Genomic DNA, 21,819 nt, shown 5'->3' with positions numbered 1-21,819 from the left:
TCCCCTACCTCCGGCGGCGTCCTGGACCCCTCGTGACGGGTCCGCCCGCTCCGTAGCGTCGTGGCCACGGGCGTTCCGGCAGGCGGGACGCCGTGACTGCGGGAGACGCGGATGTCAGGGCGGGAACACACGGGCCGGGGCGAGGCCCCGCGGGAAGCACTGCGGCTGGAGAACGTCGGGAAGGTCCACGGGACGGACGGGAACCGCGTCCGGGCGCTGGCGGGCGTGTCGCTGCGCCTGGCCGCCGGGACGTTCACGGCGGTGATGGGGCCGTCCGGATCGGGCAAGAGCACGCTGCTCCAGTGCGCGGCGGGCCTGGACCGTCCGACCGAGGGACGCGTGTTCCTCGCCGGCGCCGAGCTGGCCGGACGCAGTGAGGCGGCGCTGACGCGGTTCCGGCGCGAGCGCGTCGGGTTCGTGTTCCAGCGGTTCAACCTGCTGCCGACGCTGACCGTCCTGCAGAACGTCCTGCTCCCGGCGAAGCTGGCGGGCCGCCGCGCGAACCGCGCCGCCGCCGCCGACATCCTCGCCCGCGTCGGCCTCGGGGACCGGCTGCACCACCTGCCCGCCGAGCTGTCGGGCGGCCAGCAGCAGCGCGTCGCCATCGCCCGCGCCCTGGTCACGGCCCCGGACGTGGTGTTCGCCGACGAGCCGACCGGCGCGCTCGACCTGCGCAGCGCCCGGGACGTGCTGGCGCTGCTGAGCGAGGCCGTCCGCGTCCACGGCCGGACGGTCGTCATGGTCACCCACGACCCCGTCGCCGCGTCCTACGCCGACCGGGTGGTGTTCCTCGCCGACGGCGCCCTCGCCGGAAGCCTGGACGCCCCGACCGCCGAGGCCGTCGCCGAGCGCATGACCCGCCTGGCCGCCGCGGTGGAGCGGGGGGCCGCCGCGTGACCGGGCTCGCCCTGCGCTCGCTGCGCCGCCGCGCGAGCGCCTTCACCGCCACGTTCCTCGCCGTGTTCCTCGGCGCGGCCCTGCTCATGTCCTTCGGCGCGATGCTCGACGTCGCCGGGGACGCCACCGGAACCGCCCGGAACACGCTGCTGACCGTCGGGCTCGTCGTCGGCGGCTGGGGGCTGCTGCTAGTGGCGTTCGCCGTGACGTCCACGCAGTCGCTCGCGGTCCGGCAGCGGGCCGAGGAGATCGCGCTCCTGCGCAGCGCGGGCGCCACCCCCGGGCAGGTCGCCCGGATGATCATCGCCGAGTGCCTGCTCGTCGCGGTCGCGGGCGGCGTCCTCGCGATCGTCCCCGGCTGGGCGCTCGGGCACGGCGTGCTCGCGCTGATGCACGACGGCGCGATGGTCCCGGAGACGGTCGGCTACGCGTTCGGGCCGTGCGCGCTCGGCGTCGGGCTCGGCGTCACGTTCGCCTCCGCGCTGACCGGGGGCGTGTTCGCGGCGCGCCGGGCGGTGCGGGGGACGACCGTCGCGTCCGGCGACGAGGCGGGCGGGCTCGGCCGGGGCCGGATCATCGCGGCCGCCGTGCTGCTCGCCGCCGCGTCCGGCGAGGCCGTCACGACCGCCACGGTCATGCGCGGGAAGGGCCTGGACGCGATGGCCACGTCCGGGCAGGCCGACATCGTCGCCGCGCTCGCCCTCGCCCTGCTCGCCCCCGCGCTCGTCGGCGGCGCCGCGCGGGCGCTGGCCGGGCCGCTGCGCGCCCTCGGCGCCGTCGGTGACCTCGTGCTCGCCGGGCTGGCGCGGCGGTCCCGGCGGCTCGCGGCGGTCGTCCTGCCGATCATCCTGTTCACCGGGATCGGCATCGGGACCCTCCACCTCCAGGCCACCGAGAACGCCGCGTCCGCCGGGCGCGCGGCGAGCGCCGACGACCGGTCCGTCGAGGTCCTCAACCTCGTCGTCATCGGGATGATCATCCTGTTCGCCGCGATCATGCTGGTGAACACGCTGGTCGCGGCCGTCGCCGACCGGCGGCGCGAGTTCGGGCAGCAGCGGCTCGCCGGGGCCGCGCCCGGCCAGGTGCTCGCGGCGGTGGCCGTCGAGTCGGCGGTGCTCGCCGCGCTCGGGATCGCCGCCGGGACGGTCGCGTCGGCGTTCACGTCCGTCCCGTTCGCCGTCGCCCGGACGGGCTCGGCCCTGCCCGCCGGCGGCCCGCTGATCTTCGTGGGCGTCGCGGCGCTGGCCGTCGTCCTCACCGGCGGGACGGCCTGGCTCGCGGCCCGCCGCGCGCTGCGGGCGCCCGCCGTCGCGGCGGTCGCCTGATCCGGGCGTCCCGGAAGGTTCAGCACGGCGCGAGATGGCCTAAAGTTCGTTTCATGGACGACGTACCGGCCGCCGCCGCGCCGGGGACGCGACGCGAGCCCCGCGGCCTGCGGCGCTTCCTGCGCCGGATGGCCTCCTCGGACGCCGAGCTGGAGGCCGCCGAACTGCAGGAGACGTCCGGCCGCGAGGGCGCCACGCCCATCACCGCCTGCGGTGAGCGCACACGGCACTGCGTGGCGGGTACGCTGCGTACCGTGACGTTGCGTCCGCGCGGCGGCGCCCCCGCGCTGGAGGCCGAGCTGTACGACGGCACCGACGTGATCAGCCTCGTGTGGCTGGGCCGCCGCCGGATCGCCGGCATCGACCCGGGCCGCAGGCTCCGCGCCGAGGGCCTGGTCAGCGTCCAGGACGGGCGCAAGGTCATGTTCAACCCCCGGTACGAGCTGCGCGGCGGTTCGTGAACGCGCCGGGGCTCGGCCCGGACGGGGGAGGCGGCGTGGACCAGAGCGTGGATGAGAGCGTGAGCGCGGACCGGCGGGACGCGCGCGCCCACGACACCGTCGAGGCCGCCGTCCGCGCCCAGCTCGCCAAGGCGCTCGGCGGCGTGCGCGGGATGATCGAGGCGGCCGTCCCGACGATCGGCTTCACCGGCACCTACCTGGTCGCCAAGGACGTGAAGACGGCCGTGATCGCCGGGGTCGCCGCCGCCGTGGTGCTGCTGGCCGTCCGGGTCGCGCAGCGCTCCAACCCGCAGTTCGTCCTCAACAGCCTCGTCGGCATCGCGATCGCCGCGTTCTTCGCGCTGCGCTCGGGCAAGGCCGAGGACGCGTTCCTGCCCGGCATCATCTACAACGCCGTCTACTCCGCCGGGATGCTGGCGTCCATCGCGGTGCGCTGGCCGCTCGTCGGGTTCATCATCGGGTCCGTCACCGGCGACCCGACGGCCTGGCGCTCCGACCCCGGCGTCGTCCGGCTGTGCTCCCGGCTGACGTGGCTGCTGATGGCGCCGTGCCTGCTGCGCGTGGTCGTCCAGTACCCGATCTGGCTGATGTCGGGCGACCAGAGCGGCCCGCTCGGCATCGCCAAGATCGCGATGGGCTGGCCGCTCCAGGTCGCCGCGCTCGCCCTGATGGTCGCGCTGCTGGCCCGCGGCAACACCCCGCTCGCCGCCCGCCCCGAGGCCGAGGACGCCTGACCCCGGCCCCGGACCGGCGCTCAGCGCGCGTTGAGCAGGTCGGCGAGTTCGTCCTCGACGTCCTGGCTGGCGACGAACATCAGCTCGTCCCCGGCCTCCAGCGTGTCGTCGGGCGTCGGCACCAGCACCCGGCCCTCGCGCAGGATCGCCACCAGCGCCGTGTCGCGCGGCCACCGCACCGACCCGACCCGCTCGCCGCCGAGCGGCGCGTCCTCGGGCAGCGTCAGCTCCACGAGGTTCGCCTCGCCCTGCCGGAACGTCATCAGCCGGACCAGGTCGCCGACGCTCACGGCCTCCTCGACCAGCGCCGACAGCAGGCGCGGCGTCGACACGGCCACGTCCACGCCCCACGACTCGTTGAACAGCCACTCGTTCTTCGGGTGGTTGATCCGCGCCACCACGCGCGGCACCCCGTACTCGGTCTTGGCGAGCAGCGACACGACCAGGTTCGCCTTGTCGTCCCCGGTGGACGCCACGACGACCTGGCAGCGCTCCAGCGCCGCGTCGTCCAGGGAGGAGATCTCGCAGGCGTCCGCCAGCAGCCACTCGGCGCGCGGCACCATCTCCACCTTGATGGCCTTCGGGCTCTTGTCGATCAGCAGGACCTCGTGCCCGTTCTCCAGCAGTTCCTGGGCGATGGACCGGCCCACCGCGCCCGCGCCCGCGATCGCGACCCGCATCAGGCGTCCCCCTCCGTGCGCGCGGCGACGGCCGCGTTGATCCGTTCCAGCTCGTCCGCCCGCGCCACCACATGGACGATGTCGCCGTCCTGGATGACGGTGTCGGCGCGCGGGACGAGCGCGTCGCCCATCCGGGTGAGGAACGCGACGCGGGTGCGCGCCGCCTCCTCCAGGTCCGCGACGCGCTCGCCCACCCACGTCGCGCCCGTCTCGACCTCGGCGAGGACGACCTGGCCCGACGGGTCCCGCCACAGCGGCTCGGCGCCCTCGGGGAGCAGGCGCCGCAGGATCTGGTCGGCCGTCCAGCGGACCGTCGCGACCGTCGGGATGCCCAGCCGCTGGTAGACCTCGGCGCGGCGCGGGTCGTAGATGCGGGCCACCACGTTGTCGACGCCGAACGTCTCGCGCGCCACCCGCGCCGAGATGATGTTGGAGTTGTCGCCGCTGCTGACGGCCACGAACGCGGACGCCTTCTCGATCCCGGCCTCGGCGATCACGTCCCGGTCGAAGCCGAACCCGGTGACGCGCCGGCCCTTGAACCCGGCGCGCAGCTTGCGGAACGCCTCCGGGTTCTGGTCGATCACGGCCACCGAGTGGCCTTTGTCCTCCAGGATGTGGGCGAGCGTCGACCCCACCCGTCCGCACCCCATGATCACGATATGCACGGTCGTCCCTTCCCCGGTACGCGTGCACACCTGCACGTCGCTCCCTGGTTCCTCGCAGCCTGACAAGCTACACATGCACCCCGGCGAGTACTACCCGGGACGGGGCGCCGCCAGCCGTCCGGCGGCCGGACGGGGCGCGCCGGAGCGCCGTCGGAGGCAACGGCTAGAGTCTGCTGCGTGCCGACCGTTCCGGACTTCGCCAAGCGGCTCCTGCTGGGGCGCGCGCTGAGCAGTGCCAGCCAGCACGAGCAACTGCTGCGCAAGCGCATCGCGCTCCCCATCTTCGCCAGCGACGCCCTGTCGTCGGTGGCCTACGCCCCCCAGGAGATCATGCTGGCCCTCGCCGCGGGCGGGCTGGTCATGTACCACTACACGCCGTGGATCGCGGCGGCCGTCGTGGTGATCCTGCTCACCGTCGTCGCGTCCTACCGGCAGAACGTCCGCGCCTACCAGAGCGGCGGCGGCGACTTCGAGGTCGCCACGACCAACCTCGGCTCCAACTGGGGGCTGCTGGTCGCGTCGGCGCTGCTCGTCGACTACGTCATGACGGTCGCGGTGTCGGTGTCGTCCGGGGTCGAGAACCTGGGCGCGCTGCTGAAGTTCCTCCAGCCGCACGAGGTGCTGGTCGCGATCGTGATCGTCGTCCTGCTGACGATCGGGAACCTGCGGGGGCTCAAGGAGGCGGGCGTCGCGTTCGCGGTCCCGACCTATCTGTTCATGTTCGCGATCGTCACCATGCTGATGTGGGGCGCGGTGCGGCTGGCGTTCGGGGTGGACCTGAACGCCGAGACCGCGCACTTCCAGGTCACCGGCAACGAGAGCAACGTCGGCGGGTTCGCGCTGATCTTCCTGCTGCTGCGGGCGTTCTCGTCCGGCTGCGCGGCGCTGACGGGCGTCGAGTCGATCAGCAACGGCGTCCCGGCGTTCCGCAAGCCGAAGGGCGAGAACGCCGCGAAGACGCTGCTGGCGCTCGGCGGCGTCGCCACGGTGATGTTCGGCGGCGTGACGGCCCTCGCCTACGCCACCCACGCCAAGTTCGCCGACCCGGCGCAGGGCAGCCACCTGATCAACCCGAGCACGGGCCGCGAGGTCACCGACGCCGACCCCGTCATCGCCCAGGTCGCGCACACCGTGTTCAGCGGGTTCACCCCCGGGTTCGCGCTGGTCACCGTGATGACGGCGCTGATCCTGTTCCTCGCCGCGAACACCGCGTTCAACGGGTTCCCCGTGCTCGGGTCCGTCCTCGCCCAGAACCGGTACCTGCCGCGCCAGCTCCACACCCGCGGCGACCGGCTCGCGTTCAGCAACGGCATCATCCTGCTCGCGGCGGCGGCGGGCGTGCTGATCTACGCCTACGACGCGTCGGTCACCAAGCTGATCCCGCTCTACACCGTCGGCGTGTTCGTCTCGTTCACCGTCAGCCAGATCGGCATGGTCCGGCACTGGAACCGGCTGCTGCGCGACGAGCGGGACCCGGCGCAGCGCCGCCGCATGGTCGTCTCCCGGTCGATCAACGCGTTCGGCGCGACGCTCACCGGGATCGTCCTGCTGGTCGTCCTGATCACCAAGTTCGCGCTCGGCGCCTACATCGTCGTGATCGCCATGCCGGTGCTGTTCGCGATGATGCGCGGGATCCGGCGGCACTACGACCGGGTCGCGGCGGAGCTGGTGCCGTCCGGCGAGGACGTCGCGCTGCCCGCCCGCAACCACGCGATCGTCCTCGTCTCCAAGATCCACAAGCCGACGCTGCGGGCGCTGGCGTACGCGCAGGTCACCCGGCCGTCCACGCTGGAGGCCGTCACGGTCGCGGTGGACGCCGAGGAGTCGCGCCGGCTCCAGGAGGAGTGGGACGCGCTGGACACCTCCGTCCCGCTCAAGATCCTCGACTCGCCGTTCCGCGAGGTCACCCGGCCCGTCCTGGAGTACGTCAAGAGCGTCCGGCGGCGCAGCCCCCGCGACGTCGTGACGGTGTTCATCCCCGAGTACGTCGTCGGCCACTGGTGGGAGACGCTGCTCCACAACCAGAGCGCACTGCGGCTCAAGGGGCGGCTGCTGTTCCAGCCCGGCGTCATGGTGACGAGCGTGGCGTGGCAGCTCCACTCGTCCGACCGGCTGAAGGGCCGCGCCGAGCGCGCCGCGCCGGGGGCCTCGCGCCGTCCGCCGCGCCCGCCGCGCGACCGGGACGGGACGGTCTCCGGTGCCGGTATCGTTTCGGACCGTGACTGATCTGCGACCCGGTGACCTGCTCGACCTCGACGTGGGCAATGTCGCCAATGGCGGCTTCTGCGTGGCCCGGCACGAAGGCCGGGTGGTGTTCGTGCGGCACGCGCTGCCCGGCGAGAAGGTCCGCGCCCGCGTCACGGACGTCTCCAAGAAGTTCCTCCGCGCGGACGCCGAGGAGATCGTCGTCGCGTCCCCGGACCGCGTCCCGGCGCCCTGCCCGTTCTCCGGGCCCGGCCGCTGCGGCGGCTGCGACTGGCAGCACGTCGCGCTGCCCGCCCAGCGCGCGCTGAAGGCCACGGTGATCGAGGAGCAGCTGCGCCGCGTCGCCGGGATCGAGCGGACCGTCGTGGTCGAGGAGGTCCCCTACCCCGAGTCCGACGACTTCGTGCCCGCCCCCGGCCTCGGCTGGCGCACGCGCGTCCAGTTCTCCGTGGAGGGCGGCGCGGTCGGCCTCCGCAAGCACCGGTCGCACGACATCGAGCCGGTGGACGAGTGCCTCATCGCGCACCCCGGCGTCGAGCTGATGGGCATCGAGCGGCACCGCTGGCCGGGGACCGCGTCGGTCGAGGGCGTCGTGTCGGCCGCCACGGGGGACCGGGTGGTCGTCCTGCGCGGCAAGCGCACCGCGCGGGTGCCCCGGCTGGACGTGCCGGTGCGGCTCGTCCGGGGCCGTCCCGAGCCCGGCGCGACCGTCCCGTTCGTGCGCGAGCAGGTCCGCGACCGGCTGTTCCAGGTGACGGGCGGCGGGTTCTGGCAGGTCCACCCGGGCGCGGCGCCGCTGCTGGTGGACGCCGTCCTGGACGCCCTGGAGCCCAAGCCCGGCGACGTCGTCGTGGACCTGTACTGCGGCGCGGGCCTGTTCACGGCGTTCCTCGGCGAGCGCGTCGGCTCCGGCGGCCTGGTCGTCGGCGTCGAGTCCGACGGCCCGGCGGTGCGGGACGCGCGGTTCAACGTCCGGGACCTGCCGCAGGTGTCGATCGAGCGCGGCGCCGTCGAGGAGGTCGTCGGGGACCTGGAGTTCGGCCGGGCGGACGGCTCGTCGCGCACCCAGAACAAGCGCTCGGGCACCGGCCACCGCGGCGGCGCCCGGACGCGCGGCGCGGACCTGGTCGTCCTCGACCCGCCCCGCACCGGCGCGGGCCGCGAGGTGGTCGACCGCGTCGCGGCGCTGGCCACCCGCAAGATCGCCTACGTCTCCTGCGACCCGGCCACCCTCGCCCGCGACCTCTCCTACTTCGGCGAGCGCGGCTGGACCCTGGAAAGCCTCCGCGCTTTCGACGCATTTCCCATGACCCAGCATGTGGAATTGCTGGCGACGCTCGTCCGGGGCTGACGCCACCGGAATTCACGGCGGTCAGCCGAGAATGCGGAAGACGCCGATGTCGTCGTCGTCGGGGCCCGCCTGCGTGGTCTGGTTGAGGGAGGCCTCGACGCCGACCCAGCCATGGAAGCGGCCGTCGTCGTCGAGGACCTGGATCATCGGCTTGACGTGCGAGTTCCCGGAGTAGCAGGTTTCGCCGCGGGCGTCGGCCAGCTCGGTGTGCCAGTGCCAGAGGGTGTCGCGGCGGTGGGCGGGCGCGGCGTTGGCCGGGGCGATGTAGTAGGCGGTGTGAATGGTGTCGCTCGCGCTGGTCTTGGCGCCCAGACAGCGCTTGTCGGTGCAGATGTGCCATTCCCTGGCCCAGAAGGGTTCGCCGTCGCCCTGGTCGATGTAGCCCTCATAACCGAGGTCGGGATCGTAGGTCGTCTTCCAGAGGGCGTAGCGGTGTTTCATCGTCGTCCAGTCGGCGGCTTTCACCGTGGCCGCCGGGGTGCGGATCGTCCAGCTCGCGTTGCTGCCGTTGCCGAAACCGTGGGTGGCGTCGAAATCGTTGTCCGTCAGTTCGGCGCCCACCAGCTTTCCCGCGGACGCGGCGCTCAGTTTCCAGGATTCCTCGTGGTCATTGCTCCAGTTGATGGTCAGGGTGTCGTCCTTCGTGGTGAACGTCCCGCGCAACGTCTGTGACGCGTCGGCGGTCTCCCATCCGGCGGCCGTGAGGACGGTGCAGTCGCGTCCGGCGCAGTCCTGCGCGGTGATCCCCGTGCTGCTCCGGGGCACGTGGACGCGCTGCGACCACTGCCAGTACTGCTGGACGACCCTGCCGTCGCCGCTGAACGTGTACTGCGCCAGGCGCACCCAGTTCTGCGTCGAGTCCGCTTCGAGCGAGCCCACGGCCATCGCGTAATTGGCCTTGCCGAGCGGCAGCGGCGTCGCCCGGGCGTGCGCCGGGACCGCGAGGGACACGACGAGAATGGTCATGGCGGAAATGACCGTCGTAGGTGCGCTGAACGGGCGCATGGCGTGCTCCGGGTGAGCGATTCGCGGACGTGGCGGACCGGAACAGGAAACGCCACCCACGGCTCGCCGTGTGCGGACACGCCGGTTCTTTTGCCGAATGATCGTCGCGCTGAGTGACGCTCGGTGTCGTAGAGTGCGGGACGGTTTGCGATCTTCGGCCCGACGGTCGCCGACCGCCGCCCGGCCGCCCGTCCACTGGTCACCCCGGGAGAACGCGACGCCGGACGGCGCGCGCCCGGGGGCGCACGGCGGGGGCCGGACGGCCTGCGCGGCGGGCTACCGCACGCGGAGCAGGACCGGCCAGGTCTGCGGGCCGACCTCGCCGTCGGCCGCGACCCCGCCCCACTTCTGGACGGCGACGACGGCCCTGCGGACGGTCTCGTCGAACGGGCCCTCCACGGACCTGATCTCGGGGTGGGAGCGGGCGAGCAGCAGGCCGCGCAGCGTCTGCACGTGCTCGCCGGTCGCGCCCTTCTTCAGCAGCGGCAGGTCCTTCACGGTCTTCACCATCCAGGGGGAGGCGGTCGGGTAGGCGGGACGTCCGTAACCGGCGATGACGGACGCGGACCGCACGCGGCGCAGCACGGCGTCGGCCGTGTTGCCCTCGATGGTCTGCACCCGTCCGCCGCCGAGCACCCGCTCCACGACGCCGACGTGGTCGATCGCGTCGAGGGAGTCCGAGGCGCCCCAGTCGAAGAACACGATGTCGCCGGGGCGCGCCGCGTCGACGTTCGCGGTCGTCCCGGCGTGCCAGCGGCCCGCGCGCTGAAAATCGCGGGCGTGCCACACCGTGTAGGCGCGGTCCCCGGCGGGCAGGACGGCGGCGGCGTCGCCCGAGCGCCGCGCCCACTCGGTGACGGCGATGTCGCACCAGGCCGTCGCCAGGTAGTCCGCGCCGTTGCGGGACGCGTAGGCGCGCGTCAGGGCGTTCGGCCGGCCGCGGGTGCCGAGCCAGCGCCGTGCCTCGGCCAGCAGGGCGGCGGCCGTCATCGCGCCGCCCCCGTGAAGCGCGGAAGCGGCCGGGTTAGCCGGCCGCTTCCGCGCGGGTCGTCGTGGCGTCGGCGCATGTCAGGCTCCCGGGCCGTACAGGGCGGCGAGGACGGCGTCCTCGTCCGGCTCGGTCGCCCGGTGCGCGTCCGGGTTGCGGTCCACACGGGCCGTCAGGACGGCCTCGTCGGGTGGTGCGTCGGTCATCGGATCCCCTTCCGTGCCGGGCCGGCGCACGGTCGGCCGGCCCACTGGGGACCAGTTTCGGCGGCGTCCCCGCCGCCCTCAATTGACCGGCCCGCACATGACCGGCGCGGTCACAGGCGCCAGAAGAGGACCTTCGCGCCGGCGGAGGAGAGCTTCGCCGCGTCCTTGCCGAACTGCTTCACCTGGAAGCGGACGCGGTAGCCGTCGTCCACGGTGTCGGCGGACATGGCGAACACCAGCGCCGTGTCCTCGCCCGCCGAGACGAAGTCCTGCGTGGCGGCGACCGTGAACTTGGACGTGTCGTCGGCCTTGACCTCGATGGCCCGCGCCTGGACCCGGGTGCCCTGCGGGACGCCGTCCAGCGTCACGCTCGCGGTCAGCGCGTAGCGCGCGGGGCCCCACAGGACGCTCGGGCCGCCCTCGTCGGAGTGCTGGTGCTCGGCGTCGGAGTAGTCCTTGTCGAAGGCGACGGTCGTCCATTCGCCGGGCTTGAGCTGCTGGGCGGCGGTGGCGCCGACCGAGACATAGTCGGGCATGTCGTCCTTTCCGGGTGAGACGCCGATGCGCCACTGCCCGTAGTCGGCCTTCACGGCGCGGTCGTAGTCGAGCCCGACGCCGTTGATCACGTGATCGTTGGAGTACTGCTGGATCTGGGCGCGGCCGTCCCACTTGCCGCCGGACCAGGCGTAGGTCTGCCAGCCGTAGGCGATCTTGCCCGCGTCGAACGCCCGTTTGACCGGGCCGTAGCCCGCGTAGATCCCGACGCGGTCGGTGCCGAGGACGCTCGCCGCGCCGTCCAGATAGGCGTTGATCTTCTTCTGCTGGCCGGACGAGGCGTCGAAGTCCACGGCGAAGTAGATCGGCCGGTCGTCGGGCATCCCGCAGGCGGCGGCCTGCCGCTCGGCCTCCTTGGCGTCGGCGGCGCCCGCGTCCCGGCCCTGGAGCGCGCGGCTCGCGGTGCTCTCCCAGACGGCGACGAGCCAGAAGCCGCCCTCGCAGAGTTGTTCGGCCTCGGCCCGCGTGAGGTTCTTGCCGGACGAATCGTGCGAGAAGTAGCGGCACACGAAGTCGACCCCGGCCTTCTTCAGCGCCGCCACTCCCGGCCGGCCCCACGCGTAGTCCACGCCGAATACGGACATGTACCCTCCCGGTGCCGGAACCCGTTGCTCTCCGATTAAAACCCGCTGCCCTCCGTGATCGCAGCGGTTTGACCAAGACCGCCGGGGCGACATTTGGGTGACCTTCGGAACGCGGCGACGGCGCGTCCCGAAAGCGGGACGCGCCGTCGGCGGCCGGACGTCAGACGGAGGCGGGGACGGCGCCGATGCCGGCGTTCTCGTCCTCGTCCTCGGGCCGGGCGCGCATCGGCAGCAGGAAGGCCGCGACGAATGTCAGCCCGAGCATCCCGACCACGACCCACAGCGTGGCGGTCATGGCGTCGGAGAACCCGTGCCCGGCGGCGTCCTTCCCGGCGGTCCCGACGGTCCGCTGCACGGCGGCCGGGTCCGACGACCGGACGGTCCGGACGGTCTGCTCCAGCCGCGCGCACGACGCGGGGACGGCCTCGGCGTCGTCGGCGCTCGCGCGGTCGTGCCCGCAGGCGCGCAGCGCGGACGCGATCCGGTCCTGGTCGGCGGCGGCGACCGAGACGGCCGCGAGCCGCGTCCTCAGCGACGGCGCGTCGTGGTCGACGGCGGTGGCGACGCCGCTGCCGAGCAGGCCGAAGAAGATCGTCCCGAGGACGGCGGCGCCCAGCGAGCTGCCGAGCTGCTGGATCGCGGTGAGCGTGCCGCCCGCCGAGCCGGTCTCGTGCGGTTCGACGCCGGAGATGACGATCCCGAAGAACGGCGCCATGAGCAGCCCCATGCCGAGCCCGGTGGCGATGAGCGCGGGCGCGAGCTGCCAGGGCGTCATGCCGATGCCGGCGATCTGGAGGGTGGCGACGACGCCGACGGTGCCCGCCGCCATGACGACCGTCCCGGCGTGGATCACGTGGCGGCCGAAGCGCTCCAGGGCCTGCGCGCCGACGAACCCGGCGATCATGCCGACCGACCAGGGGATCTGGCTGAGCCCGGCCTTGAGCGCCGAGTAGCCGAGCCCGAGCTGGAAGTACAGCGACAGCGTCAGCGCGAAGCCGGTCATGCCGGAGAAGAACACGAGGCCGACGACGAGCCCGCCGGTGAAGCCGCGCTTGCGGAACAGGCTCGGGGTGACGAGCGGGTCGCCGCCCGTCCGCTGCCGCCGCGCCTGGTACCAGCCGAACAGGCCGAACACGGCGACGGCGCCGGCGATCATCGCGAACGTCCAGGCGGGCCAGCCCAGCTCACGGCCCTGCACGAGCGGGTAGACCAGCAGCGCCGCGCCCGCGCCGGCGAGGATCGCGCCGAGCAGGTCGAGCCGGGTGGCCTCCTCCGACCGTCCGGACGGCAGGAACAGGATGCCCGCGATCACGGCGGCGAGGCCGAGCGGCAGGTTGATCAGGAAGATCATGCGCCAGCCGGTGCCGAAGAGGTCGGCGTCCACCAGCCAGCCCGCGAGGACGGGGCCGCCGATCGAGGACAGGCCCATGATCGGCCCGAACAGGCCGAACGCGGTGCCCATCTCCTTGGGCGGGAACATGCGGCGGATCATGCCGATGCCCTGCGGCAGCATGACGGCGCCGAACAAGCCCTGGACGACGCGCGCGCCGATCAGCATCCCGGGCGACGCGGCGACGCCGCACAGCAGCGACCCGACGGTGAACCCGGCCGCGCCGATGACGAACATCTGCTTGCGGCCGTAGAGGTCGCCGAGGCGTCCGCCGGTGATGAGGCCGATGGCCATCGCGAGGGTGTACCCGGCGGCGAGCCACTGGATGGTGGCGGCGGTGCCGCCGAGGTCGGCGCGGATCGCGGGGGAGGCGATCGTGGTGACGAGCGCGTCGAGCATGTCCATGATCTCGCCCGCGAGGACGACGAGCAGGGCGACCCAGCGCCAGCGGTAGGCCGTCTCGGCGAGGGCGGACGCGGGGGGTCCGCCGGAAGCGGTGTCGGTCATCGGTGCCTCCGAGGGGGGAACGGTGTTCGTAGTCAACGAACGTAATTCGTAGTCGCGAACAGTGTTCGTGTCAAGTACGATGTTCGTAACGAGATCGGGAGTGCCCCGCCACGGGGGCTCGATCCCAGGGACACGATATATCGCGAGTCGCGAAAATCAAGATGTATCGCGACATTGGAGGTCCGGCATGTCCGACGTCGAGGTTCCGATGCCCACCCCGCCCGGCCGCCGTCCGCGCCGGACGCGCGAACCGCGCCGCCCGCTGACCGTGGACCTCATCGTCGAGACCGGCATCCGCGTCCTCGACGCCGAGGGCCTGGACGCCGTTACGATGCGCCGCGTCGCGCAGGAACTCGGCACCGGCCCGGCCTCGCTCTACGCGCACGTCGGGAGCAAGGACGAGCTGTACGACCTCATGCTCGACCGCGTCGCGGCCGAGATCCGGCTGCCCGAGCCCGACCCGGCGCGCTGGCGCGAGCTGATCAAGGAGTCGGCGCTGGAGTCGCGCCGCGTCCTGTCCGCGCACCGCGACATCGCCCGGGTCTCGCTCGGCTCCATCCCGCTCGGCCCGAACCTGCTGCTCGGCGCCGAGCGGATGCTCGCGATCCTGCTCGCGGGCGGCGTCCCGCCCAAGATCGCCGCGATGGCGCTCGACACGCTCGCGATGTACATCGACGCCGACGTCATCGAGGGGACGATCTACACCGCGAAGGCGTTCGGCCCCGAGGACGGCCAGCGGATGTACGAGGACAAGATCGGCCCGATCCGGGACTACTTCCACGCGCTGCCGCCCGCCCGCTACCCCAACATCGTCGCGATGGTGGACGAGCTGACCGAGGGCGACGGCGACGAGCGCTTCCTGTTCGGCCTGGACATCTTCATCCGCGGCCTCGCGTCCTACGTCCCCTGAGCGAACTCCCGCTCGAACGCGACCTGACGCGGCGCGCCCGGCGCGGTGTCCCAGACGGCGAACACGACGTGCTCGAACCGTCCGGCGAACGCGCCGCCCGGCCGCAGCAGCGCCGCGAACACCGCCGCGACCTCGGCCGGGTCGTTGCCGAACACGCCGCAGCCCCACGCGCCGAGCACGAGCCGCGCGTGCCCGTGCGCCGCCGCGACCGCGAGCACCTTCGCGGCGCGCGTCGTGAGCGCCGCCGGAACGCGCGCCGCGTGTTCCTTCTCACGGATCGCGCCCCGGTTCGGCGCGGCCGAGGTGACGAACGCGACGTCGTAGGGCGCGTCCAGGAGCGTCCCGTCGTCGGCGCGGAACACCGGGACGGACGGCGAGTAGATCATGTGGTCGCTGTAGAGCAGGTCGCCCTGCGCGCGGTGGAACGCGTAGTACTCCGGGGCCGCGCGCAGCGACGCGTACAGCGCCGACGACCGCGCGAGTCCTTCCTCCTGGGCGTGCGCGCCGCGCAGGAAGCCGCCGCCCGGGTTCTTCGCGGACGCGAAGTTCAGCGCGAGCGGGGGCGCGTCGGCGCCGGTCAGGCGGCGCGCGGCGGCCAGCGTCGTCTCGCCGGTGACCTCGATCCGCGTCGGCAGGGCGGGCGCGGCGGACGGGACGCGCACCAGCGCGTCCAGCTCGTCCGGCCGGTACAGGACGGTCCCGGCCACGGCGGCGGCGACCCGCCCGGCCAGCTCCACGACGTGCCCGGACGGGGCGCGGTAGGAGCCGTGGTCAAGGATCTCGACGGTCTGCTGCGCGATCGCGCGGCGCGGATTTCTGCTCATCGTGCGGCTCATTCTGCTGCTTTTCGGACACCGTGGCCACGTGTTATGCCACCGGGCGTCCGGTGCCGCCTTGGGGGATCTGATCAATGGACGCCCCGGTTTCTGGCATGCTGAGCTGCGCCATGCAGCCAGATGCTCCTCGCCCCGGGCGGCGGCGCGCTCGATCGCACCGCCGCGGCGCACCCCCGCCGGAGCCGCTCGCCCCCCGCGAGCAGGCCCCGCACGACGCGGCACCGTACCAAGCGGCTCCGTTCGATCCGTCGCCCTATGAAACGCCGCCGTTCGACCAGGAGCCGCCCGGTCAGCCGCCCTACGGACAGGAGCCGCCGGACGGCGACCCCGAGCTGGACGCCCTGCTCGATCCGGACCGTTCCGGGACCACCGACTCGTTCGCGGTCGACGGCGTCCTCGGCATCGGCGGCGACCTGGACCGCGCGTTCGGCGTGGCCCGGCGCAGCCGCATCCGCAACCTCGTCCTCGGCATCGGCTCCCTGACCGCCGTCACCGCCACCGGCATCGGCGCGTTCGTCGCGTGGGGGGTCATGTCGAGCGGCCCGCCGAGCGACGTCCCGTTCGAGGGCGCCGGGACGGTCCGCGCGGCCCCGCCCGGCTCGGTCGCCTCGCCCGCCGCGTCCGGCGGCCCGTCCGGGTTCGCCGACACCGCGCCGCCGGACGCGCCGGTCGCGCACTCCGAGCGCGGCACCGGCACGTTCCTGCGCGCCCCGGCCGCCGTGCCGCCGCCGACGTTCGGGCACGGCAGGCTCGTCCGGTACCGGGTCGAGGTGGAGGGCGGCCTCGGCCTCAGCCCGGCCCTGTTCGCCCGCGAAGTGGACCGCGTGCTCGCCGACGCGCGCGGCTGGACGGCGAGCGGCAAGCGCTCGTTCCGCCGGGTGGCGACGGGCAAGGTGGACTTCGCCGTCCGCCTCGCGTCCGCGCCGACCGCCGAGCGGATCTGCCGCGCCTACGGGCTGACGGCCGACGCCTCGGTGAACTGCGCGGCGGGCCGTCAGGTCGTCGTCAACCTCGGCCGCTGGCTGGCGCCGTCCGCGCCGTTCCGGTCGTCGGCCGAGAACTACCGGGCCTTCCTGCTCAACCACGAGCTGGGCCACCACTTCGGCGCCGGGCACCGGACGTGCGGGGGCGACGGCCGGCCCGCGCCCGTCATGCAGGACCAGATCGCCGGGCTGAACGGCTGCCGCGCCAACGCCTGGCCGTACGACGCGCACGGACGCTTCGTCGCGGGCCCCGAACAACCGTAAACAAACCGGGTGAAGACGGGCGGCCGGTTCCGTCACACTGACCGGCGTGCTGCTCACGATCACCACGACCGCCGCGCCCGCCACCGACCTCGGCTTCCTCCTGCACAAGCATCCGGACAAGGCCCAGCGGTTCGAGCAGGCGTACGGCACCGCCCACGTCTTCTACCCCGAGGCCGACGCCGGGCGCTGCACCGCCGCGCTGCTGCTCGACGTGGACCCGGTGCGGCTCGTCCGGACGCGCGGCGGGAACGTCCCCGACTTCTCCCTCGGCCAGTACGTCAACGACCGGCCCTACGCGGCGTCGTCGCTGCTGGCGTCCGCGCTGGCGGGCGTGTACCGGACCGCGATGCGCGGACGCTGCGACGCCCGGCCGGACCTGGCCGCCGCGCCGCTCCCGCTGGAGATCGCGCTGCCCGCGCTGCCGTGCCGGGGCGGGCCCGCCCGCGCCGAGCGCCTGTTCGCGCCGCTCGGCTGGACGGTCGCCGCCGAGCCCGTCCCGCTGGACCCCGAGTTCCCCGAGTGGGGCGACTCCCGGTACGTGACGCTGACGCTGACCGGGACCGTCCGGCTCGCCGACGCGCTCAACCAGCTCTACGTCCTGCTGCCGGTGCTGGACGAGGCCAAGCACTACTGGCTCGCGCCCGACGAGGTCGACAAGCTGATCCGCGCGGGCGACGGCTGGCTCGCCGCGCACCCCGAGCGCGCGGCGATCGTCCGCCGCTACCTGGCGAACCGCCGGACGCTCGTCCGGGCCGCGCTCGGCCGCCTCGCCGACGCCGACGACGCGCCCGACGAGGCCCTGGACCCCGCCGCGCCCGAGGACGAGACGCCGACGACGCTGGCCGAGCACCGGATCCGGGCCGTCCTGGACGAGCTGCGCCGCGAGGAGGCGACGACCGTCCTCGACCTCGGCTGCGGCCAGGGCCGGCTGCTCGCCCGCCTGCTCGCCGACGCCGCGTTCACCGGCGTCGGCGGCGCGGACGTGTCCTGGCGCGCCGTCGAGATCGCCCGCCGGCGCGCCGCCAAGCACCGCGCCGACCGGTTCCGCGGCGTGTTCCAGGGCGCGCTGACCTACGCCGACGCGCGGTTCCACGGCTACGACGCCGCCGTGCTCATGGAGGTCGTCGAGCACATCGACCCGCCCCGGCTCGGCGCGGTCGAGCAGGTGGTGTTCGGCGACGCGCGGCCCCGCGTCGTGATCGTGACGACGCCGAACGCCGAGCACAACGTCCGGTACGCGGGCCTGGCGCCCGGCGCGCTCCGCCACCCCGACCACCGCTTCGAGTGGACGCGCGCCGAGTTCGCCGCGTGGAGCGAGCGCGTCGCCGCCGAGCACGGCTACCGCGTCCGGTTCGTGGGCGTCGGCGACCACGACCCCGAGGTCGGCGCCCCGACCCAGATGGGAGTTTTCACCCGATGACCAGGGAACTGAAGATCCCCGCGACCGGGCTCGTCGTGCTGGTCGGCGTGTCCGGGTCGGGCAAGTCCCACTTCGCCCGGCGGCACTTCCGGCCGACGCAGGTCGTTTCGTCCGACTTCTGCCGCGCGGCCGTGAGCGACGACGAGAGCGACCAGGCCGCGACCGGCGACGCGTTCGAGCTGCTGCACCACATCGTCCGGACGCGGCTGCGGCGCGGGCTGCTCACCGTCGTGGACGCCACCAACGTCCAGCCGCGGTCGCGCGAGTCGCTGCTCGCCGTCGCCCGCGACCAGGACGCGCTGGCGTGCGCGATCGTGCTGGACGTCCCCGAGCACGTCGCCGTGGAGCGCAACGCGGCCCGTCCCGACCGGGACCTGGCGCCGCACGTCGTGCCCCGGCAGCGCCGTGAGCTGCGGCGCGGCCTGAAGTCGCTGCACCGCGAGTTCAAGCGCGTCCACGTCCTGACCGGCGTGGACGAGATCGACGCGGCGGTGCTCGTCCCCGAGCGGCCGTGGAACGACCGGCGCGAGCTGACCGGGCCGTTCGACGTCGTCGGCGACGTCCACGGCTGCCGCGCCGAGCTGGTCGACCTGCTCGGCGACCTCGGCTACGCGGTGGAGCACGACGCGGCCGGCCGTCCGTGCGGCGCGCGGCACCCGGAGGGCCGCACCGCCGTGTTCGTCGGCGACCTCGTCGACCGCGGCCCCGACACGCCCGGCGTGCTGCGGCTCGTCATGGGCATGGCCGCCGCCGGGACGGCGCTGTGCGTCACCGGCAACCACGAGGCCAAGCTCGTGCGCGCGCTGAAGGGCCGCAAGGTGCGGGTCGCGCACGGGCTCGCCGAGTCGCTGGAGCAGCTCGCCGCCGAGACCGAGGAGTTCCGGGCCGCCACGCTCGCGTTCATGGACGGGCTGATCAGCCACTACGTCCTGGACGGCGGACGCCTCGTCGTCGCGCACGCGGGCCTCAAGGAGGCCTACCACGGCCGCGCGTCCGGACGGGTGCGCTCGTTCGCGCTCTACGGCGAGACGACCGGCGAGACCGACGAGTACGGGCTGCCCGTCCGGTACCCGTGGGCGCTGGACTACCGGGGCGCCGCGACGGTCGTCTACGGCCACACGCCCGTACCGGACGCCGAGTGGGTCAACAACACGATCTGCCTGGACACCGGCGCCGTGTTCGGCGGGCGGCTCACCGCGCTGCGCTACCCCGAGCGCGAGCTGGTCTCCCGGCCCGCCCGGGAGGTCTGGTACGCGCCGGTCCGTCCGCTCACCGAGGGGCCGGCGCGCGCGACCGGGCTGCTCAAGATCGGGGACGTGCTGGACGCGGGCGGCGTCGAGACCCGGCTGCTCGGCCGCGTCGCCGTCCGGGAGGAGAACGCGCTCGCCGCGCTGGAGGTGATGAGCCGCTTCACGATCGACCCGCGCTGGCTCGTCTACCTGCCGCCGACGATGGCGCCCGCCGCGACGTCCGAGCTGCCCGGCCGCCTGGAGCACCCGGCCGAGGCGCTGGCCGCCTACCGCTCCGCCGGGCTGGAGCGCGTCGTGTGCGAGGAGAAGCACATGGGGTCGCGGGCGGTCGTCGTGGTCGCGCGCGACGCGGCCGTCGCCGCCGCGCGGTTCGGCGTGGACGACGGCAGTTCCGGCGCCGTCTACACCCGCACCGGCCGCGCGTTCTTCCGGTCGCCCGACCTCACCGCCGGGCTCCTGGACCGCGTCCGCGCGGCGATCGGCGCGGCCGGGCTGTGGGACGAGCTGGACACCGGCTGGCTCGTGCTGGACGCCGAACTGCTGCCCTGGTCGGCCAAGGCGCTGGACCTCGTCCGGTCCCAGTACGCCGCGACCGGCGCCGCCGCCCGCGCCGCGCTGCCCCGCGCGGCGGACCTGCTCGCCCGCGCCGCCGCGCGCGGCGTGGACGTCGGCGGCCTCGGCGCGCACATCGAGCGCCGCGCCGCGAACGCCGCGCTGTTCCGCGCCGCGTACGCCCGCTACTGCGCGCCGGTGGACGGCCTGGACGGCGTCCGCCTCGCCCCGTTCCAGATCCTCGCCGGGGAGGGCGCCGTCCACGCGGTGGCGCGCGGGCACGACTGGCACCTGGAGATCGCGGCGCGGCTCGTCGCGGCGGACGCGTCGGGGCTCCTCGCGCCGACCGCGTCCGTCGTCGTGGACCTCGCCGACCCCGCGTCCGAGGCCGCCGCCACCGCGTGGTGGACGGACCTGACCGGGCGCGGCGGCGAGGGCATGGTCGTCAAGCCGCTCGGCCCGGCGCCGTCCGGCCGGACGGTCCAGCCGGGCCTGAAGTGCCGGGGCCGCGAGTACCTGCGCATCATCTACGGCCCCGACTACACCGAGCCGGGGACCCTGGACGTCCTGCGCCGCCGCGCGCTCGGCCGCAAGCGCTCGCTCGCGTCGCGCGAGCACGCGCTCGGCGTGGAGGCGCTGGAACGGCTCGTCGCCGGGGAGCCGCTGTGGCGGCGGCACCAGCCGGTGTTCGGGGTGCTGGCGCTGGAGTCCGAGCCGGTCGACCCGCGCCTGTGAGGCGTGCCGGGCGTCCCGTCACGGTCGCGTGACGGGACGCCGCGCGGTTCTCAGGTCGAGAACAGCATGTGGAAGACGCCGCCGCCGTGGTGCGGGCGGTGGTGGCCCTGGTGGTGATGGTGGTGGACCGCCGGGGCGCCCCACGCGGGCGCGGAGGGCGGCGGGGGCGGCGCGTGGTGCGTCGCCTCCATCCGGCTGAGCGCCTCCAGCTCGCCGTAGTCCAGGAAGATCCCCCGGCAGTTGTCGCATTGCTCGATGTGGACGCCGTTACGCGTGTAGGTCCGCATCACGCCACGGCACTTGGGACAGTGCATCGCTGTGTCGTCCTTCCATCAGATCCCCAGATTGAGGGTAAATGTAGGGGAGCCCGGGCACCACGTCATGCCGGGAAGCGTCCTCACGCGCGGATGATCCGTGCGCAGGCGTCCACCATCGCGGTCTCGGCGTCGTCCAGGTCCCGGTCCTCCTCCCGTGCCGATTGGACGCACGTCGCGGCGATCTGGATCGCCAGGGCGCGCGCGGGTTCGTCCAGGGCGGCCCAGAGGTCGGTGTGCGGGGACGGTCCGTAGCCGTCGAGGAAGGCCGTCCAGGCGTCGGTGCCGAGGACGCCCGCCGCGTACAGCGCCGCCGGACGGGCGAGGTCCCACGCGGGGTCGCCGACGCCGAGGTCCTCGACGTCGATGAGCAGCCAGCCCGTTTCCGCGCGGACCATCTGGCCGAGGTGCCAGTCGCCGTGGATCAGGACCTTCCCGTCGTCGGGCGGGGCGGTGCCGTCCCGGATCCAGGCGGGGAGCGCCGCGAACGCCCGCCGGATCACGTCGGTCTCCGTGCCGGGGGCGAGGCGGCCGACGACGCGCGCGACACGTCCCGGGCGGCCCCACGGCGGCGCGTCCGGCGGGACGGGGGAGCGGTGCAGCGCGGCGAGCAGCCGGCCGGCCTCGGTCCACGGCGGCGCCTCGGGACGGACGGGCTCGGCGTACGGCCACACGGTCACGGCCCGTCCGTCCAGGCGGTGCGGCGGGCCGAGGGGCGCGAGCGCGATGCCGGGCAGCGCGCGGGCCGCGTCCAGCCGCCGGGCCAGCGCCGGGCCCGCCTCCCGGTCGGCCTGGTGCAGCTTGACGACGACCGCGCCGACCCGGACGACGAGCACCCCGTGCCGGTCGTAGAGGACGTCCGGCTCGCCGGTGCCGCCCGCGTCCCGGCCGAGGGCGGCGAGCCGCGCGATGTCCATCGGATCAGTATGGCCCGTCCGCTCCGTGGCCGATGTCGGCATGAGGATTGCCGCGCCCAGAACGATCGTTCTAGGGTCGAATCCG

At 74.1% G+C, this 21,819-nt stretch carries 20 protein-coding genes; 10 read left to right on the top strand and 10 right to left on the bottom strand.

Annotation, left to right across the window (positions count from 1 at the left end; translation table 11 throughout):
- The first annotated feature begins 111 nt into the window (after positions 1 to 111).
- Genes GQ466_RS20550 through GQ466_RS20535 form a run of 4 tightly spaced genes read left to right on the top strand, consistent with a single transcriptional unit; the run spans position 112 to position 3,417 of the window.
- A complete protein-coding gene (locus GQ466_RS20550) occupies positions 112 to 897 on the top strand; it encodes an ABC transporter ATP-binding protein (protein ID WP_161104614.1) in 786 nt (261 codons plus the stop codon).
- Positions 894 to 2,222: an FtsX-like permease family protein gene (locus GQ466_RS20545; RefSeq protein ID WP_161104613.1), complete on the top strand. Its 1,329-nt coding sequence runs from the start codon at positions 894 to 896 to the stop codon at positions 2,220 to 2,222. The genes GQ466_RS20550 and GQ466_RS20545 overlap by 4 nt, the downstream gene beginning before the upstream one ends.
- 53 nt (positions 2,223 to 2,275) lie before the next feature.
- Positions 2,276 to 2,683, top strand: coding sequence for an OB-fold nucleic acid binding domain-containing protein (locus tag GQ466_RS20540; RefSeq protein WP_161104612.1), 408 nt, complete (start codon positions 2,276 to 2,278; stop codon positions 2,681 to 2,683).
- Positions 2,684 to 2,718: 35 nt separating this feature from the next.
- Positions 2,719 to 3,417, top strand: a complete 699-nt coding sequence (locus GQ466_RS20535) for a DUF3159 domain-containing protein (RefSeq protein WP_337193557.1) — start codon at positions 2,719 to 2,721, stop codon at positions 3,415 to 3,417.
- A 20-nt stretch (positions 3,418 to 3,437) separates the two neighbouring features.
- Here the strand turns inward: GQ466_RS20535 and GQ466_RS20530 are convergent, their stop codons facing one another.
- Both GQ466_RS20530 and GQ466_RS20525 read right to left on the bottom strand, forming a co-directional pair.
- On the bottom strand, positions 3,438 to 4,097 hold the full coding sequence (locus tag GQ466_RS20530; protein WP_161104610.1) for a potassium channel family protein: 660 nt from the start codon (positions 4,095 to 4,097) through the stop codon (positions 3,438 to 3,440).
- A complete protein-coding gene (locus GQ466_RS20525; protein ID WP_161104609.1) occupies positions 4,097 to 4,762 on the bottom strand; it encodes an NAD-binding protein in 666 nt (221 codons plus the stop codon). Before GQ466_RS20525 ends, GQ466_RS20530 begins: the two co-directional genes overlap by 1 nt.
- Before the next feature lie 177 nt (positions 4,763 to 4,939).
- On the opposite strand from GQ466_RS20525, the gene GQ466_RS20520 reads away from it, so the two are divergent.
- The gene (locus GQ466_RS20520) at positions 4,940 to 6,988 is read left to right on the top strand and encodes an amino acid permease (RefSeq protein WP_161104608.1); all 2,049 of its coding nucleotides are present in this window, start codon (positions 4,940 to 4,942) and stop codon (positions 6,986 to 6,988) included.
- Complete coding sequence (locus GQ466_RS20515; RefSeq protein ID WP_337193556.1) at positions 6,981 to 8,318, top strand: class I SAM-dependent RNA methyltransferase; 1,338 nt, start codon at positions 6,981 to 6,983, stop codon at positions 8,316 to 8,318. The genes GQ466_RS20520 and GQ466_RS20515 overlap by 8 nt, the downstream gene beginning before the upstream one ends.
- A 21-nt stretch (positions 8,319 to 8,339) precedes the next feature.
- Here GQ466_RS20515 and GQ466_RS20510 read toward each other — a convergent pair whose 3' ends face one another.
- From GQ466_RS20510 to GQ466_RS20495, 5 genes are all read right to left on the bottom strand, one after another.
- Positions 8,340 to 9,284 carry a hypothetical protein gene (locus tag GQ466_RS20510; protein WP_161104607.1) on the bottom strand — a complete coding sequence of 315 codons (945 nt, stop codon included), beginning with the start codon at positions 9,282 to 9,284 and terminating at the stop codon, positions 8,340 to 8,342.
- A 315-nt stretch (positions 9,285 to 9,599) separates the two neighbouring features.
- The gene (locus tag GQ466_RS20505; RefSeq protein WP_161104606.1) at positions 9,600 to 10,313 is read right to left on the bottom strand and encodes a CHAP domain-containing protein; all 714 of its coding nucleotides are present in this window, start codon (positions 10,311 to 10,313) and stop codon (positions 9,600 to 9,602) included.
- A 78-nt stretch (positions 10,314 to 10,391) separates the two neighbouring features.
- Positions 10,392 to 10,517, bottom strand: a complete 126-nt coding sequence (locus tag GQ466_RS32435; protein ID WP_272918069.1) for a hypothetical protein — start codon at positions 10,515 to 10,517, stop codon at positions 10,392 to 10,394.
- Between the two features lie 110 nt (positions 10,518 to 10,627).
- A complete protein-coding gene (locus GQ466_RS20500) occupies positions 10,628 to 11,656 on the bottom strand; it encodes a DUF1906 domain-containing protein (RefSeq protein WP_161104605.1) in 1,029 nt (342 codons plus the stop codon).
- 160 nt (positions 11,657 to 11,816) lie between these two features.
- The gene (locus tag GQ466_RS20495) at positions 11,817 to 13,553 is read right to left on the bottom strand and encodes an MFS transporter (RefSeq protein ID WP_161104604.1); all 1,737 of its coding nucleotides are present in this window, start codon (positions 13,551 to 13,553) and stop codon (positions 11,817 to 11,819) included.
- A 187-nt stretch (positions 13,554 to 13,740) separates the two neighbouring features.
- Between GQ466_RS20495 and GQ466_RS20490 the strand changes: the two genes are divergently transcribed.
- On the top strand, positions 13,741 to 14,463 hold the full coding sequence (locus GQ466_RS20490) for a TetR/AcrR family transcriptional regulator (RefSeq protein ID WP_161104603.1): 723 nt from the start codon (positions 13,741 to 13,743) through the stop codon (positions 14,461 to 14,463).
- On the opposite strand, the gene GQ466_RS20485 is transcribed toward GQ466_RS20490, so the two are convergent.
- Complete coding sequence (locus GQ466_RS20485; RefSeq protein WP_161104602.1) at positions 14,451 to 15,287, bottom strand: TIGR02452 family protein; 837 nt, start codon at positions 15,285 to 15,287, stop codon at positions 14,451 to 14,453. The two genes, GQ466_RS20490 and GQ466_RS20485, sit on opposite strands and share 13 nt — an antisense overlap.
- A 107-nt stretch (positions 15,288 to 15,394) precedes the next feature.
- Here GQ466_RS20485 and GQ466_RS20480 point away from each other — a divergent pair, with 107 nt between their 5' ends.
- Genes GQ466_RS20480 through GQ466_RS20470 form a run of 3 tightly spaced genes read left to right on the top strand, consistent with a single transcriptional unit; the run spans position 15,395 to position 20,503 of the window.
- Positions 15,395 to 16,546, top strand: a complete 1,152-nt coding sequence (locus GQ466_RS20480) for a DUF3152 domain-containing protein (protein ID WP_161104601.1) — start codon at positions 15,395 to 15,397, stop codon at positions 16,544 to 16,546.
- Between the two features lie 46 nt (positions 16,547 to 16,592).
- Positions 16,593 to 17,966, top strand: coding sequence for a 3' terminal RNA ribose 2'-O-methyltransferase Hen1 (locus tag GQ466_RS20475; RefSeq protein ID WP_161104600.1), 1,374 nt, complete (start codon positions 16,593 to 16,595; stop codon positions 17,964 to 17,966).
- Positions 17,963 to 20,503 (top strand): polynucleotide kinase-phosphatase, encoded by a 2,541-nt coding sequence (locus GQ466_RS20470; RefSeq protein ID WP_161104599.1) that lies wholly within the window; start codon positions 17,963 to 17,965, stop codon positions 20,501 to 20,503. Before GQ466_RS20475 ends, GQ466_RS20470 begins: the two co-directional genes overlap by 4 nt.
- Before the next feature lie 50 nt (positions 20,504 to 20,553).
- Here GQ466_RS20470 and GQ466_RS20465 read toward each other — a convergent pair whose 3' ends face one another.
- On the bottom strand, positions 20,554 to 20,817 hold the full coding sequence (locus tag GQ466_RS20465) for a TFIIB-type zinc ribbon-containing protein (RefSeq protein WP_103565565.1): 264 nt from the start codon (positions 20,815 to 20,817) through the stop codon (positions 20,554 to 20,556).
- Between the two features lie 83 nt (positions 20,818 to 20,900).
- Complete coding sequence (locus GQ466_RS20460) at positions 20,901 to 21,734, bottom strand: phosphotransferase family protein (protein ID WP_237418185.1); 834 nt, start codon at positions 21,732 to 21,734, stop codon at positions 20,901 to 20,903.
- Between the last annotated feature and the right edge of the window lie 85 nt (positions 21,735 to 21,819).

This window comes from Actinomadura rayongensis, from assembly GCF_009831215.1.
GTDB lineage: Bacteria > Actinomycetota > Actinomycetes > Streptosporangiales > Streptosporangiaceae > Spirillospora > Spirillospora rayongensis.
The sequence above is the reverse complement of the archived record's forward strand: the minus strand, read 5'-3'. Positions and strand labels throughout refer to the sequence as shown.

What these genes read in the sequence shown, in the direction of transcription:
- GQ466_RS20550 (WP_161104614.1), top strand. Translation starts at nt 112, where the DNA reads ATGTCAGGGCGGGAACACACGGGCCGGGGCGAGGCCCCGCGGGAAGCA.
- GQ466_RS20540 (WP_161104612.1), top strand. Translation starts at nt 2,276, where the DNA reads ATGGACGACGTACCGGCCGCCGCCGCGCCGGGGACGCGACGCGAGCCC.
- GQ466_RS20530 (WP_161104610.1), bottom strand. Translation starts at nt 4,097, where the DNA reads ATGCGGGTCGCGATCGCGGGCGCGGGCGCGGTGGGCCGGTCCATCGCC.
- GQ466_RS20510 (WP_161104607.1), bottom strand. Translation starts at nt 9,284, where the DNA reads ATGACCATTCTCGTCGTGTCCCTCGCGGTCCCGGCGCACGCCCGGGCG.
- GQ466_RS20505 (WP_161104606.1), bottom strand. Translation starts at nt 10,313, where the DNA reads ATGACGGCCGCCGCCCTGCTGGCCGAGGCACGGCGCTGGCTCGGCACC.
- GQ466_RS32435 (WP_272918069.1), bottom strand. Translation starts at nt 10,517, where the DNA reads ATGACCGACGCACCACCCGACGAGGCCGTCCTGACGGCCCGTGTGGAC.
- GQ466_RS20500 (WP_161104605.1), bottom strand. Translation starts at nt 11,656, where the DNA reads ATGTCCGTATTCGGCGTGGACTACGCGTGGGGCCGGCCGGGAGTGGCG.
- GQ466_RS20495 (WP_161104604.1), bottom strand. Translation starts at nt 13,553, where the DNA reads ATGACCGACACCGCTTCCGGCGGACCCCCCGCGTCCGCCCTCGCCGAG.
- GQ466_RS20490 (WP_161104603.1), top strand. Translation starts at nt 13,741, where the DNA reads ATGTCCGACGTCGAGGTTCCGATGCCCACCCCGCCCGGCCGCCGTCCG.
- GQ466_RS20485 (WP_161104602.1), bottom strand. Translation starts at nt 15,287, where the DNA reads ATGAGCAGAAATCCGCGCCGCGCGATCGCGCAGCAGACCGTCGAGATC.
- GQ466_RS20480 (WP_161104601.1), top strand. Translation starts at nt 15,395, where the DNA reads ATGCTGAGCTGCGCCATGCAGCCAGATGCTCCTCGCCCCGGGCGGCGG.
- GQ466_RS20470 (WP_161104599.1), top strand. Translation starts at nt 17,963, where the DNA reads ATGACCAGGGAACTGAAGATCCCCGCGACCGGGCTCGTCGTGCTGGTC.
- GQ466_RS20465 (WP_103565565.1), bottom strand. Translation starts at nt 20,817, where the DNA reads ATGCACTGTCCCAAGTGCCGTGGCGTGATGCGGACCTACACGCGTAAC.
- GQ466_RS20460 (WP_237418185.1), bottom strand. Translation starts at nt 21,734, where the DNA reads ATGGACATCGCGCGGCTCGCCGCCCTCGGCCGGGACGCGGGCGGCACC.